Below are 16642 nucleotides of genomic sequence, written 5' to 3' on the forward strand. Positions count from 1 at the left end.
TTATCGTCGGCAGAAATATAATTGCAGAATGTAATTTCCTCCGGAAATGCCGGAAATAGAAATTCTGCAAAAAGTTTTTGTAGCTATTTATAATTTAAGGTTTAGTCTGTCATCGACGGAGGAAGTGCATTTTTCCCGGTTCCCCATTTTTTATTGGGCTCCGGACCCATTTTAAAAACAAGCTCACCACCATTTGTAATCTCTTCCTGTGTAATCCATGTGCGATTGAATGATTCTCCATTGAGTGTTGCTGATTGTATATATTTATTTGTTTCTGAATTATTTTCTGCTGTGATTGTAAAACTTTTACCATTGCCAACATCTAAAGTGGCTTTCCCAAACAAAGGACTCCCAACGGTGTAAACAGGCAGGCCGGGAGTTACTGCATAAAATCCCATCGAACTCAAAACATACCATGATGACAACGACCCCATGTCTTCGTTTCCACACAAACCTCCCGGGCCGCTTCTGTAAAGTTCTTCGCAAACCTGACGCACGCGCTGTTGTGTTTTCCAGGGTTGACTTGCGTAGTTGTATAAGTAAGCTACATGATGAGAAGGCTGGTTTCCGTGAACGTATTGCCCGATTGTTCCAACAACACCAACATATTTAGGCGGAGTAATAACCGGACTCATTTCAAAAAAAGTATCCAGTTTTTTTATAAAAGCTTTCTCATTGCCAAATAAATCAATCAAACCTTTTATATCGTGTTGAACAGACCAAATGTATTGCCAGGCATTTGATTCAGTATAATACCGGTTAGGACGCCGTCCGACCAAAAGCGGATCAAAATATTTGTAATAGGAATGTTTTCCCGCCTTAACAATTTCCTGTTCCTTCCCGTTTAATGCTTCCAGCCAGGTTCCGTCGGCATTTTTAGGACGCATAAACTGGCTTTCCGGATCCCATACATTGGTATAGTTCTTTGCTCTCCTCATAAACATTTCGTAATCTTCTTTCTTGCCCAGTTCTTTGGCAAGCTGCGCAATGCACCAATCGTCATAAGCAAGTTCAAGCGTATTAGGTACCGACTCGGTAACTTTGTCAACCGGAGTATAGCCCAATTCTTTATAATAATCCAAACCTGAACGGCCTGCGTGGCCTGGGACCGGATCTTGCGGGTTCTCCATTGCTTTTTTGCGCATTGCGGTGTAAAGCTTTTTTACGTCATAGTCGCGATACCCTTTTGTATAGGCATCTACAATTACGGGAATCAAATGGTCGCCAACCATCGATTCGCCAAAAACATTCAGAAAATGTTGAGCAGGTAACCACTGATAGTTTTCAACCTTGGCGACAATCGATTTTATAAAATCATTTACATGCTCAGGAGCCGTTAAAGTAAGCAGGGGATGTTGCGATCGATAGGTATCCCAACAGGAAAACGAACCGTAAAAATCAAATCCTTTGGCTTCATGAATTTTTCCGTCCGAACCAACATATTTTCCATCAACATCCTGTGAAATGTACTGTGCAAGAAATGAGTGGTACAACGAAGTATAAAAAATTTCTTTTTGATCATCGGTCGCTCCATCAATTTCAATTCTCGAAAGTTCTTTGTTCCATGTTTTTTCTGCGTTACCTTTTACCGCGTCAAAATTCCAGTCTGCTATTTCTGATTGCAGATTTTTTCTTGCACCTTCCACACTGGTGTATGAAATGCCAACTCTTATAAGAATCTGCTCGTTTTCTTCTGTTTTATAGCTAACAAATGCCCCAATTTTATCACCGTTTTCAGCGTTTTTGTATGGAAAAATGCTTCCGCCCGATTCAGGTGTAATATACGATGCATCAAAAGTTCCGTAGTAGCGAAAAGGTTTGCTAAATTCTGCCACAAAATAAACTTTGCCTAGCCCGGAGCTTCTTTCACCTTCAATACGATTATTATCTGCGATTTTAAATTTTGAGATTTCGCCCGAACTCATATCTCCAATCTGGTGGCCTAAATCAAGAATAATTTTGGCATTGTCCGCCTTGGGAAAAGTATATCTGTGAAAACCGGTGCGTTGGGTTGTTGTTAGTTCTGCTTTTATTTTGTAATCTTCCAAAAATACTGAGTAATATCCGGGAGAGGCGGTTTCATTGTCATGACTATATCTTGAACGATAACCGGAATCCGGATTTTCTTTTGTTCCGGGAGTAATTTGCAGTTTATCTCCTACAACAGGCATCAGTAAAATATCACCACCGTTTACCATGCCAACTCCACTCCAGTGGGTGTGGCTAAATCCCATGATTGAGTTATCAGAATAAACATAGCCGGCACAGTAAGTCCATCCTTTTGTATCAGTATCCGGGCTTAAATGAACCATGGCATAGGGGAGAGATGCTCCCGGAAACGTATGTCCGAAAAAATCTGTTCCAAGAAATGGATTTACATAATCAGAAGGTTTTTTCTCTTTGTTCACCGGGCCTGAGTTTGCACAAACAGCGTAAAGCGAAAAAAACAGTGTAAGTAATAATATGCGTAGCTGCATGATGTTGAGTTTTAGTTATTGTTTACAGAATGTAATAAAAAGAATCTTAACCTTTTTTGCGAAATTATATTTTAATTTTTTATTGATGGGTTAAAAGATAATGTAATTTGATTAATATAAACGAAGTTTTTGTCTTTTAATAAAACTTATTTTGTTGGAGTAAAGCTCTGCGCAAAGTTTATAGTAATTTTCTTTTTCAAAAAAATTTTATGAAAATATTAAATCGATTTAGCAAATATTTGGGATTTATATCAGTTGTCTCGATTTTATTTACCTCTTGTGATGATGTCAAAAAAGAAGAAACCTATCGCATAGAAAACATGAATTCCGGCTGGACGATGCAGTCTGACGAAATGCTTGGCGGTGTTGAAGATGAAATCATTTCAGAAAGTGGTTTTGACGACAGTTCCTGGCACAAAGCCAATGTTCCCGGAACTGTTTTGGGAAGTATGGCATCAAATGGTGTAATTGAGGATCCATATTTTGGAATTAACATGCAAAAAGTAGATCCTGAACAGTTTAAAGTTCCGTGGTGGTTTCGTACATCGTTCCAGATAGAATCAGAAGATATAGGTAAAATAATCAGTTTGCGGTTTAACGGAATTAACTACCGTGCTGATTTATGGATAAACGGAAAAAAAGTGGTGGGAAAGGACAAATTTGCCGGAACTTATCGCATGTTTAGTTTTGATATCAGCGATTTTGTACAGAAGGGTGAAAATACAATGGCGCTTAAAATGTGGCAACATGCCGACGGAGAGTATTCCATCGGATTTGTTGACTGGAACCCTTTACCCCGCGACCGGAATTTGGGCATTTTCAGAGAGGTTTTTCTGGAAGTGAATGAAGGAGTAAAAATCAGGAGTCCGTTTGTCTATTCGAAAGTAAACAAAGAAACACTTAAAGATGCTGATTTATATGTTCAAACGGAACTGGTAAACAGTTCTGAAAAATCGATAACCGGAACGCTGCGTGTTAATTATGAGTTGGGTGTAGTGGAAAAAGAAATTACCCTGGAACCTGGTAAAAACGTTAATGTCAAATTTGAGCCGCAGGAATTCAGCCAACTTGCTGTAAAAGATGTAAATCTTTGGTGGCCAAATGGTATGGGGGCTCCAAATTTATACCCGTTGACTGTGGAGTTTATATCAGACAATAAGATAATTGACAAGGTTGAAAAAAAATATGGGATAAGGGAAATCAACAGTTATCTGAACAAAGATAAAAACAGGGCCTTTGAAGTAAACGGAAGGTTTGTCCTTATTAAAGGTGGCGGATGGACGGATGACGTATTGCTGCAGGATACACCCAAATCGGTAGAAGCCCAGCTGAGATATGTTCGGCACATGAACATGAACAGTATCCGTTGTGAAGGTTTTTGGGGAAAGGATGAGACATTATATAACCTCTGTGATGAGTACGGTATTTTGGTAATGATAGGTTGGAATTGCCATTGGGAGTGGGAGGAGTATTTGTTAAAACCAACTCATGAAAAATATGGTGGTGCAACCAATGACGAAGATATCAATCTGATGGAAGCCAGTTGGAAAGACCAAATGTTGTGGCTGCGAAACCACCCAAGTATATATGTATGGATGCTCGGGAGCGATAAACTTCCTGCACCAAAACTGGAGCGAAAATACATCGAATTGTTTAAGGAATACGATCCTTCCAGGACATATGTAACTTCTGCCGGTGGAGCAGGAACTGAAGATAATAAGATAGTTGCAGAGGTTCCCCTTGTTAGCGATATAAGCGGACCAACCGGGATGAAAATGCTGGGGCCTTACGCATATACTCCACCGGTATACTGGTTTACCGACTCGATGCTCGGAGGTGGTTATGGTTTTAATACCGAAACCTGTCCCGGGCCAAGTATTCCACCTCTGGCTTCATTAAAAAAGATGCTGCCGGAAGAAAGCCTTTGGCCAATCGATAAAAAATACTGGGAGTATCATACCGGTAGAAACCAGTTCAAAACACTTGACAGGTTTCGCAAGGCGATGGACGAGCGGTACGGAAAATCAAACAGTGTTGAAGAATTTGCTTTTAAATGTCAGTTAAGCAACTATGAGCTGATGCGCCCGATGTTTGAAGCATTTGTGGCGCACAAACCCAAAAGCACAGGTCTTGTCCAGTGGATGCTAAACTCTGCCTGGCCCGAATTGTACTGGCAGCTTTATGATACTTACCTGCAACCCAATGGTTCTTTTTACGGGGTGCGTAAAGCTTGTAATCCAATCCACGCAATTTATCGCTATGGATTTGATGATATTTATATTGCCAACGAAGATTTAAATGATGCAAATAATCTGACCGTCAAAATCAAGGTGTTTGATATTGAATCAAAAGAAATTTTTAGCGACGAATGGAAAGGAAGTGTAAAAACAAACATCTCAAAGTTTATTTACAAATTACCTGAAATAGAGAATCGAACTCCGGTGTATTTTCTTGACTTGAGAGTGTTTGATGAAAACAATATTGAAGTGGACAACAGCATTTACTGGCTTTCTTTTAAAAAGGATGAACTGGATTATGAAGCGGCAAAAAAATTAGAGTGGCCATTTTTTACTCCTCCTAAAGCTTATGCCGATTATACGAGTCTGAACCAGCTTCCTAATGTTGAGTTGGATTATGAATACACCTTCCTGAAGGATAATCAGTTTGGGATGGTAAATTTAAAAGTAAAAAATCCGTCGGATGCGATTGCCTTTTTTGTATTCTTCGACGTAACTGACCCGGAAACCAACAAACCTGTTTTACCCGTTTACTGGGACGATAATTATATTACATTATTACCCGGAGAAGAGCGCGAATACCAGGCAAAGTATTTCCTTTCTGATGCAAGCGATAATAAGCCTGAACTAAAAGTAAAAGCATGGAATGTGGATGCAATAGTTTTAAAGTAGATCGTTTGATTTTGCCGAAAAGAAAATGGTCCAAAAAAGTCAGCGCCATTTTTTGCAACGAATTGCAATTGTGTCGTTACTGAACTGCGTAGATATTAAGAATATGATTTTAACTGTCTTGTTATGAAGAAAAAAAATCTATTGGTCGTTCTGATAATGTTGGTGTTTTTTGTCATTTCATTTCTTACCAATATTTTAGGCGCGCTAAATCAAAAAGTGTCTGTGAGCTTTACGCTTACTGAAACGCTTGCCGGACTGCTGCCTTTTGCTTTTTTTATTGCCTATGGCGTAATGTCAATTCCCTTTGGTTTTTTTGTGGAAAAATATGGCGAAAAAAGAATAATGATTCTGGCCTTTATAATGGCCTTTGCAGCTTCGTTGGTGTTTGCTGTTTTTCCTGTTTTTGATGTGTTTATCGTTTCTTTATTCACTATCGGAGCCGGAATGGCTGCTTTGCAGGTCGTAATAAATCCGCTGTTGCGTGTCTCGGGAGGTGAAGCTAATTACGCCTTTTATTCCGTAATGGGGCAGTTGGTTTTCGGACTGGCTTCTTTTATCAGCCCGCAAATGTATTCCTATTTCGTTGTGAATATCGATGAGAAAAATTTGAATAAACCACTGATTGATTTGATGTCGCAACTTGTTCCGGAAAACATGTCCTGGGTTTCTGTTTACTGGGCTTTCGCAGCTATTGCCATTTTGATGGGGGTAATCATATTTTTTGTAAAATTTCCAAAAGTAGAATTACAGGAAGACGAAAAAGTTGGTTCAAAGGATAGTTTTCTGGAACTCATTAAAAACAAGTATGTAATTCTTTACTTTCTTGGTATATTTATGTACGTAGGCTCCGAACAGGGAATTTCATACTGGTTGTCGAAATTTTTGAATATATACCATAATATCGATCCTGATCTTGCAGGTGCCGATGCTGTCTCTTACTTCTGGGGACTAATGACAGTGGGCGGAATTTTAGGTTTGGTTCTCATGAAATTGTTCGACAGTAAACAAATTTTGCGCTGGTTTACCATTTTGGCTATTATTTGTTTGGCAGCAGGATTGTTTGGCAGTGTTAATATTGCCTTGTGGGCTCTGCCTGTTTCCGGATTTTTTCTCTCAGTAATGTATCCGACAATTGTTTCGCTGGGATTAAATTCTGTAGCTAAACATCATGGCTCATTTGCAGGTATCTTAATGACCGGAATTGCCGGAGGTGCTATTGTTCAGATTGTGATAGGTGCTATCAGCGACTTTTCTTCACTGCGTGTAGGAATGATGTTGATATTTTTAACACTGGGTTATATTTTAAGCATTAGTTTCTGGGCCAAACCACTCGTAAATAATAAAACCGTAAGCCTGAAAGAATTATTTGCCCGGAAAGCTTAGTGCTGAAGTCGTTTAGTAATTGTTTTTAAGTTCATTACGTATTAAGAAAAATCAAAACCGATTTATAAAAATTTAGCTAAACCAAAAAATTATGATTAAAAGTGAAAGATTTCCTAAGTGGATGCATATTGTTTTTCCGGCAATTGCGATGATGCTGGGGTGGGGATTACGCGGTCACATAGGTGGTGGTCCGTTTGGCGCGATGATACCCGGTGCAATGGTTGCTTTAAGTATCGGAATGCTTCTGGAATTACCGGCATGGTCGATTTCAATTCTGGTAGTTTTTGGTGTGTTTGGAATTGGAATGGGAGGCGAAATGACCTACGGACAAACACTGGGAATTCTCAGAGACCCGGAAACAATCTGGTGGGGTGCAACAGGAACTACTTTAAAAGGTGCGATGTGGGGTTTGCTCGGAGGTGCTGTCCTGTCACTGGGATTTCTATTTCATAAAACATCTAAAAAAGTATTTATTACAGCTTCTCTTTTGATAATTTTAGGAATGTTCATCGGGTTTAAAACCATTAACGACTCAATGTTGATTTATTTCTCCGACCCTGAAAATCCACGTGCTGAATCATGGGCAGGGCTTCTTTTAGCAGCGATATTACTTTTGGTTTATCTGCGAATAAAAATTTCTTCTCCGGATTTTAAATTGGTTATACGTTTTGCGCTATTTGGAATGATTGGCGGAGCTTTGGGATTTGGTTTAGGTTCTTTTTGGCTTGTATTAGGGGTTTATTTACCCGATGCAATTTTTTCCAGTTGGTGGAAAGCCATGGAATTTTCTTTCGGATTTTTATTGGGTGCTTTTCTTGGCTATGCTTCCTGGCTTAGTCGTAAAGAATTCCTTGTTCAACAAATAAAAGAGATAAAAGAAATTACGCCTGTTAAATTTACGGTTTGGAAAGAAATGACCGTTGTCTTAATCACCGGACTACTTATTTACTGGTTAATTCCAAATGTGATGGAGTGGTTTGCCAACACCGTCATTGTAAATAATATGGCCGGTGGAAATATAAAAGAAGAAATTGCACGCTTGCTTGTTAATTACGCTTTCGTCGGGCTGTTGTTCATTATCGTATTAATCCGTTTCCCCAAAGCAGCCTGGCAAATTGGGATAACGTTAACATTTTGCCATACTGCTATCGATTTATTTCGTGATTTTTACAATGATATAAATTTTTGGTCTCCCTTTACCCTTCATTTTTTTTGGGTATTTCTAACAACTGCAATCGTAGCATGGGGAGTTGCCAGCTTTAGTAATAAAGCTAATAGTGTCAGAAAACTATTTTTGCTTTTAATTTGGTCTTGCATCTTAATTTCAGTGTTGCGAATGTTTGTCCATCCTGAAAATTTTAACGTAAAAGAACTTACTTTCTGTCAAATAATTTGCGGAAGATTTGTTGTTGACTTATTTTTTGTTGTTTCTGCTGCTTTTCTGACCTGGTTTTTATTCGCAAAAATAAAGCCTAAAGCGGAATTGATGTAATATTTAATCTGAAGATTTCTTTTTACATTGGTTGTAAACCATATGTTTTTACAAAATACAATTTTAAAATTATTCAGTCTTAAAACGAGATTTGCTCATGTTTTGTAAATGAAAATTGAGTAGGTCTGCTTTATATAGTTTTCGAAAATGAAGGAATACATATATTTTAAAGTAAGGTTATTTAAGCTATTTCTGGTTTTTGGAGTGGTATTGTTGCAAAGTTGTTTACAAAAAGAAAAACAACCGGTAGACTATGTGAATACTTTATTGGGAACTTCTTCTTCCCGCTGGATGCTCTATCCCGGACCAAGCATGCCTTTTGGTATGGTGAAACTGAGTCCCGATAATACCGATGAAACACATTATCAGTTAGGAGCTGGCTACGAATATAAAATAAACAGCATTTCCGGCTTTGGGCATGTACATTCATGGATGATGGGAAGTTTTACTACCATGCCTACCACCGGAGAATTAAAAATAGCTCCCGGGACTTCAGAAGATCCGGATGCCGGATATCGTTCTCGTATTAACAATGATAACACTATTGCTACAGCGGGTTATTATTCGGCGATCCTGGAAGATTATAATATTCTTGCTGAACTTACGGCAACTACCCGTGCAGGATTTCAGCGTTATACATTCCCAAAAGGAGAAAACGGCCGGGTGCTTTTCGATTTGAAAGTGGCAGAAGAGGAACCTTCAAAAAATATAAAAGCTGAAATCAGCAAAATAAGTGATACTGAAATTGAAGGATATGTGCAGCGCGAAGCCGGCGATTGGAATGAATATACCTTACATTTCGCTGCTCGTTTTAACCGTCCTTTTAAATCGATGGGTGGCTGGACCGGAACAAATATTCTTGAAAATACGGAGGATATTAAAATTTCAGAAGACTTGGATATGGGGGCCTTTCTTGAATTCAATTTAGGAGATGATCAGGTTGTGTTGTTAAAAACAGCCATTTCATATGTAAGTACAGAACAAGCCTGGTTGAACCTGAATACCGAAATGGATCCTTTTGGCTGGGATTTTGATAAAGCACGTGATAATGCAAGGAATGTTTGGAATACCTTGCTGAAAAAGATAAAAGTTAAAGGCGGTTCTGAAACGGATAAACTTAAATTTTACACCAATTTGTACCGTGCGTATTGTTCGCGTTCCATTTTTAGTGATGTGAACGGAAAATACGTGGATATGTGTGAAAAGGTGCAGCAGGCACCCAATCCGGATAGTCCGATTTATGGTTGCGATGCATTTTGGGGCTCGGCATGGAATTTAAATCAATTGTGGAGTTTGTTAACACCCGATTACACAGAACAATGGGTGAACTCGTTGCTGGAATTATACGACGACGGTGGCTGGCTGGCAGATGCTCCCGGCGGACTTGAATATTCAAGCATTATGGTTGCGGCACATCAGGTGCCTTTTATTGTAATGGCATGGCAAAAAGGAATTCGTGGTTTTGATGCAGAAAAAGCCTACAAAGCGATGAAGGAAATTCAAATGATTCCCGGAAAGCCACACGAGTGTGGCGGATATGTCGGGAACCGAAATTTAAAAACTTATATGGATATTGGTTTTGTTCCTGCCAATGAAGGTCCTGTTTCAAATACCCTGGAGTATGCTTACGACGACTGGTGTGTGGCACAAATGGCAAAAGCTTTGGGCAAAACTGAAGACTATAATTATTTTATGAGACGCGCTCAATATTATCGGAATGTTTATGATCCTTCAACAGGATACATGCGGGCTAAATATGCCGGTGGCCCCTGGACCGAAGACTTTTCAGTAAGTACCGGTGCCGGAGGTCAGGGACAGAATTTTGGTTATGGTTCTAAAAATTATGTGGAAGCAAATGCCTGGCAGTTTAGCTGGTATGTACCGCAGGATGTTTCGGCTTTAATTGAGTTGATGGGAGTGGATGAGTTTAATGATAGACTTGAGCACGGATTTAAAAATTCCTATCCTCATTTCACCAGCGAATATGTAAATATTGGAAACCAACCGAATATGGAAGCTCCCTGGTTGTTTAATTATTCACGCAAGCCCTGGTTAACGCAATTCTGGGTAAGAGAAGTACTGGATAATTATTTTGGCACTGGTCCCATTGATGGTTACCACGGCGACGAAGATCAGGGCCAAATGGGCGCATTTTATGTAATGAGTGCTATGGGATTGTTCGAAATGGATGGTGGTTCTTCTGTTGATCCGGTATATGAAATTTCAAGTCCTGTTTTTGAAAAGATTACCATTCAACTTGACCAGAATTATTATAAAGGAAAAGAATTTGTAATTGAAGCAAAGAATATTTCTACTGAAAATAAATACATTCAATCGGCCAAATTAAACGGAAAAGAATTGACCAATTTCTGGTTCCGTCACGAGGAACTGGCAAAAGGAGGCAAGCTGGAGCTGGTTATGGGGCCTGAGCCTAACAAAGAGTGGGCTGTGAACAGTGAATATCCTTTAAAAGAAGATGTGCCGGTAATTGTAACTACTCCTTACGTTAGCAATTTAGAGAAGGTATTTAAGACAGAATGTACAGTAAATATGGTTTGTGATACCAAAGGCGCTGAAATCCGCTATACGGTGGATGACTCTGAGCCAACCAGGAATTCTTCACTCTATACAGATGGTTTGGTGGTGAATAAAAACACTTCTGTTAAAATGAAGGCATTTAAAGGAGATGAAGCCAGTCTCACCGCTACGGCTGTTTTTAAAAAAATGGGCGAGATAAAAAGGGTGAGCATGAATGAAGTAAAACCCGGTATTTCATATAAATATACGCAGGGAATTTACCGAATGGTTAACGATTTTCTGGACGTGACTCCCCTAAAAACCGGAGTTGTTCCAACCTTTACAATGGAGCCAAGGGAAAAGGAACAATTCTTTTCGTTTGATTTTGAAGGCTACATCAATATAAAACAGGCGGGTGAATATACTTTCTATCTGGCTACAAACGACGGTGGAAGAATGTATATCGACGACAATATGATTATTAATAACGATGGTTTGCATCCGGTTGTGGAAGTAGGGAAAAAGGTTGAGCTAAAAACCGGACTTCATCCCATTTCAGTCAAATATTTTCAGGAAGGTGGTTTGAATGGATTAAAAGTTTCGTGGGAAGGCCCGGGTATTGAGAAACAGGAAATCCCGCCGAAAGTATTATTTCATATGAAGTAACAGACAAAGGTTGTGGATAAAAATAAAGAAGGGTATATGTAAATTAGAATTTTTATGAAGACTATTTCGCGGTTGTTTTTTTCCTGGCAGATGCAGGTTCTGGTTCTTTTGTTAATGCAAATTTCTACTTATGCATCATACATAGATAAGAGCAGTATGAAAGATGCTGTTATTGTGGTTAGAAATAAAAATAATAAGGCTGAAATTGTGGCTGCGCAGGTTTTAAACGAAGAGGTTGAAAAACGTACCGGATTAAAATGGATAATAGATACAAAGCAGAGAAGTTATAAAAATGCTATTTTTTTGTCGTCCGGTAATCGTTTTAAATCTAATGGTCTTAACCCGGAAGGATACAATCTAAAAATAAACAAGGAAGACGGTGGTTATCGTATTTCTGTTTCTGCTATGGATGCCCGGGGTGTGTTATTTGGAGTGGGCAAATTTCTTCGAATGATGGATTGGAGTATAGGAGAAGTTCAATTGCCTGAACAAATGGATTATACTACATCTCCACAGTACCCGATTCGTGGCCATCAGATTGGCTACCGGGCAACTGCTAATTCATACGATGCCTGGACGCCTGAAATTTACGAACAGTATATTCGTGATTTGGCAATGTTTGGAACCAATAGCATTGAAAATATTCCTTTACATGCAGGTGGTGAATCGTTGATGAAAGTTACACCTGAGAAAATGAATATTATCATCAGTCAGATTTGTGATAAGTATGATTTGGATTATTGGATATGGGTACCTGCCGGATTTGATTTGGCTGATACTGAAAAAAGAACGGAAGCTATTTTAAAACAAAAAAAGCTGTTCGACGAAACTCCCCGGCTGGATGGTGTCTTTCTTCCCGGCGGAGATCCCGGAAGTAATCACCCGAAATTGATAATGCCTTATTTGACCGAGCTTTACAAGTACCTGATAGTAAAACATCCAAAAGCCAAATTATGGCTTTCGCTTCAGGATTTTGACCAGGAAAAAATTGATTATGTATTTGAATATATAGATACGAATATGCCGGAATGGTTAGGTGGTTTGGTTCTTGGTCCGGCTACTCCTCCAATTGCTGAAATGAGAAAAAGGCTACCGGCAAAATATAGATTGCGTGACTATCCTGATATTACACATTCATGCCGCAGCCAGTATGATGTGGGGTGGTGGGATTCTGCTTTGGCCCGTACATTGGGTAGAGAGTGTCCAAATCCACAACCGCTTTATTATTCAACAATTCACAATTGGTCGGCTCCTTATACCGATGGATTTATTTCGTATTCGGACGGAATGCACGACGATTTAAATAAAGTATTATGGAGTGCCAAAGCCTGGAATCAAAAAGCAGATATTCGGGGAATTTTAAAAGATTATGGCCGCTACTTTTTCCGGGCCGATTTGGCTGAATCTGTGGCTGACGGAATTTTTGCCCTTGAAGATAATTGGGTTGGACCACTTGCTCAAAAAGGTTCAGTTGAAACCACGCTTCGTTTTTGGGAATCTTTGAACCAAATGGCGCCTGAATTAGAAGCTAATTGGCGTTGGCAGCTGTTTATGTTGAGAGCCAGGTATGATGCCTATATCCGAAACCGGGTGATTTATGAACGTGGATTGGAGGAGCAGGTGAACCAGGTGCTTGGCAAAGCATCAGAAACAAGCGCTGACGAAGCGATGAAGAAATCGGAAGAAATTCTGAATCTTGCCATAACTGAGCCGGCAGCTTCTGATTTAAAAGCAGAAATCGAAAAATCAGCACAATTTCTTTATGATTCCATGGGATACCAAACCAGTGTAAAAAAATATCACGCGATTGGCTTGAATCGCGGTGCCATCATTGACTACCTCGACTTGCCAATGAATAACCGCCTTTGGTTGGTGGACGAGTTTGCCCGGATTTCAAAATTACCTTCCGAGGAAGAAAAAATTGAACGATTAGAAATGATTCGCAACTGGGAGAATCCCGGAGAGGGTAGTTTTTACGATGATTTGGGAACCTTGGATCGTTCTAATCATGTGGTAAGAGGAGAGGGGCTTGATACTGATCCATTAATGGAACGAAACCCAAATCCGGGCTACTGGTATTGGGATGAAGGATTTAATCGTTTGCGGCTCTCGTGGCTGGTAAGTATGGATAAGCCGATCGCAGCAGTGTATGATAATATTGATTCATCTGCTGAATATGATGTGTGGGTTACCGGCTATCGAGTTGCGCAAATTCAGGTGAATGGAACCTGGGTGGATCCCTTTGTTTTTAGCGATAAAAAAGGTGCTGTGGTGAAATATCACGTACCTGCAGAGGCAGTAAGGAGCGGTAAAATTACTTTGAATTGGGGGGACCCTGAGCTAACAGAGCTTTGGTTGATTAAGAAGTAAGTTTAATATTATAAAAATACTATTCAGATTTATTTAAGTGCAAAGAACCGTATCTTTAGATTTCTAAAAACAACAACACTAATTATTTGCAACGATGAATTCTAAGATTATCATTTCAACCCTTTTTGTTGTGCTTTTAATTGGCTGCAGCAGATCGGTAAAAACGGTAAAAATTTTACAGGTTCCCGGAAAAGAAGAGTATTGCAAAATAGACAAAGCAGGTGTTACTGTTTTGCCCAGCGGGCGTTATGTTACTCCGGCTGGTGACGTGATTCCCATTACCAACGATCCGTATGGAATGGCCATCTCTCCCGATGGTAAAAAGGCGGTTACTTTGCACGACGGTGTAATTACAATTATAAACCTGGCAGACTTGTCTTCTCAACGAATTCCGAGTTACGACCAAAAAGTCCCTTCTCCACTTACCCGCGGCTCATTTTTGGGCGTGGCTTTTTCTCCCGATTCAAAGCATGTTTATTTGAGTGGAGGAGATAAGGGCGATGTGGTAATTTACGACATTGAAAAGTATAAAAAGGTTGGCGCCGTTTCTTTGAATGGTAAAATAAACGGGGAAGATTATCAGGATAGTTTTACTTCGGATTTAATGCTGAATCCGGATAACAATGAATTACTCGTTCTTGATCGCGGAAACTTTCGATTGGTTCGAATCGATTTAAATACAAAAAAAGTCACAGCTTCGGTTAAAGTTGGACGGCAACCTTTTGGCGTGGCAATTAGCCCCGATAAAAAGCAGGCATTTGTGGCCAATGTTGGCGTTTATTCTTATCCATTGGTCGAAGGTGTGACACCCGAAACCTATGAAGCTTCGCGGATTTCTCATCATCCGTACGGTGAAAATACGCATGAATCAAGGGAAGGAACAATTGTGGAAGGAAAAGTGATTCCAGGCTTGGGCAGCCCCAATCATCCCGATGCCATGAGTGTGTTTACAATCGATTTGGAAAAAAACGAAGTAATTAACAAATTCAAAACAGGTTATTTAATTGGTGAAACAGTTGAGGATGCGGAGGTTGTCGGAGGAGCAAGCCCGAATTCAATTGCCGTTGGAAAACAGTATGCATATGTAACCAATGCCACAAATGATAATATTGCCATTATAGACCATACAACACAGGAAATGGTGGGCCGCATTCCAATACAGGTGGACGAACGAATCGATAAAATTCGAGGCCTTATTCCTTTTGGAATTACGATGAGCAAAGATGAAAAAACGTTGTACGTAGCGCTTCTCGGATTTAACGCTGTGGCTGTTATCGATATTCCCACAAAAACCACAAAAGGATTGATTCCTTCCGGTTGGGGGCCAACACGTGTTGAGTTATCTGATGATGAGAAAGAATTGTACATTATTACTTGCCGGGGTTGGGGAGCAGGGCCAAACGGAGGAGATGGTTTTGTCCCACCAATTCAAGGTGCATCAGTTAGTTCTATTCAGTTGGGGAGTTTTCAGAAAGTAAAAGTTCCCGATGCGGAAGAATTGGCAAAATATACAAAACAATGTATTGATAATACTTTTATTGAAACTACTGTGGAGGACGACGGGAAAAACCCGCTTCCTGCGTTGCCGGGATTACGCCAAAGTCCGATTAAACACATCGTTTATATTACAAAGGAAAACAGGACATATGACGAGGTTTTTGGCCAGTTAAAAGGAGGACGGGGCGATAGTACACTTGCTCGCTATGGTATCAATAATACCTATACGTTACCTGATTCGATGAAACCAATGTTTCCGAACTTAAGAATTGCACCTAACCACATAAAAGCTGCCAGACAATTTTCATACTCCGATAATTATTATTGCGACAGTGATGCTTCGGTACATGGCCATCACTGGCTGGTAGGGGTAATCCCAAATGAATGGGTGGAAGCAAATGCAGCAACAAGCAAAGAAGCAATGCCTTTTTCGAAAGCGGAAGGCCGTCGGTTTCCAAAAACCATTGGGAGTGTTGACCCGGAAGATTATGCTGAAATTGGTGGAATATGGGAAGCTATGGAACGGCAGGGTGTTGAGTTTTACAACTTTGGTCAGGCCAACGAAAGCGGTCATGAACGTGAAGAGTGGTATGACGTTAATACAGGGGCAGCACACGGAGTAATGATTCCAATGCAAAAGGCATTGTTTTACCGGACCAGCCACGATTATCCGGGCTATAATATGAATATTCCGGATCAGTACCGGATGGATCAGTTTGAAAAAGAATTTACAAGACTTTGGATTGACAGCAACGATGAAATGCCGCCACTGGTTACGGTTATGATTCCGAATGATCACGGTACCGGACCTGATCCTGAACAGGGGTATCCTTACCGCCAGTCGTATATGGTAGATAACGATCTGGCTGTTGGCCGCATCTTGCACTTTCTTTCAAGAACTGAATACTGGAAAGATATGCTGGTTATTATCACCGAAGATGATCCACAAGGTGGAGTTGATCATGTTGACGCACACCGTTCAGTTTTGATGATGGCTGGCCCATATGTGAAAAAAGGTTATGTGTCACATACCCATGCTAATTTTGGGGCAATACTGAAAACCATATATAACATTCTGAATGTGCCTTATGTCAATCATTTTGATTTGACAGCATCTTTGTTGCAGGACTTTTTTACGGACGAACCTGACTTTACTCCATATACCCTGGAACGTCATGATGAACGGATGTACGATGCTGAGCTTTCGATGAAAAAATACCACAGGACCATTGATTGGCGAAAAATAGAACAAGGGCCGGATATGGATGATGTGGAGGATGCACGGGAAGATTTTATGAAAAATAATGCTGAGAAATGATTTTTTTGCCACG

The 16642-nt window shown here is 39.9% G+C and carries 7 protein-coding genes; 6 read left to right on the forward strand and 1 reads right to left on the reverse strand.

Annotation, left to right across the window (positions count from 1 at the left end):
* Positions 1 to 101 precede the first annotated feature (101 nt).
* Entirely contained in the window at positions 102 to 2477 is a 2376-nt protein-coding gene (locus GM418_RS25065; RefSeq protein ID WP_158870055.1) for a GH92 family glycosyl hydrolase, read from the reverse strand.
* A 209-nt stretch (positions 2478 to 2686) separates the two neighbouring features.
* Between GM418_RS25065 and GM418_RS25070 the strand changes: the two genes are divergently transcribed.
* From GM418_RS25070 to GM418_RS25095, 6 genes are all read left to right on the forward strand, one after another.
* Positions 2687 to 5386, forward strand: coding sequence for a glycoside hydrolase family 2 protein (locus GM418_RS25070; protein ID WP_158870057.1), 2700 nt, complete (start codon positions 2687 to 2689; stop codon positions 5384 to 5386).
* Positions 5387 to 5509: 123 nt separating this feature from the next.
* On the forward strand, positions 5510 to 6769 hold the full coding sequence (locus tag GM418_RS25075) for an MFS transporter (protein ID WP_158870059.1): 1260 nt from the start codon (positions 5510 to 5512) through the stop codon (positions 6767 to 6769).
* Between the two features lie 91 nt (positions 6770 to 6860).
* Positions 6861 to 8261, forward strand: coding sequence for a COX20 family protein (locus GM418_RS25080; protein ID WP_158870061.1), 1401 nt, complete (start codon positions 6861 to 6863; stop codon positions 8259 to 8261).
* A 147-nt stretch (positions 8262 to 8408) separates the two neighbouring features.
* Positions 8409 to 11444, forward strand: coding sequence for a GH92 family glycosyl hydrolase (locus GM418_RS25085; protein ID WP_158870063.1), 3036 nt, complete (start codon positions 8409 to 8411; stop codon positions 11442 to 11444).
* Between the two features lie 54 nt (positions 11445 to 11498).
* Positions 11499 to 13814, forward strand: coding sequence for a beta-N-acetylhexosaminidase family protein (locus tag GM418_RS25090; protein ID WP_158870065.1), 2316 nt, complete (start codon positions 11499 to 11501; stop codon positions 13812 to 13814).
* A 94-nt stretch (positions 13815 to 13908) separates the two neighbouring features.
* Positions 13909 to 16629, forward strand: a complete 2721-nt coding sequence (locus tag GM418_RS25095) for a bifunctional YncE family protein/alkaline phosphatase family protein (RefSeq protein WP_158870067.1) — start codon at positions 13909 to 13911, stop codon at positions 16627 to 16629.
* Positions 16630 to 16642: the final 13 nt, after the last annotated feature.

Origin of the sequence: Maribellus comscasis, assembly GCF_009762775.1 — a bacterium.
GTDB lineage: Bacteria > Bacteroidota > Bacteroidia > Bacteroidales > Prolixibacteraceae > Draconibacterium > Draconibacterium comscasis.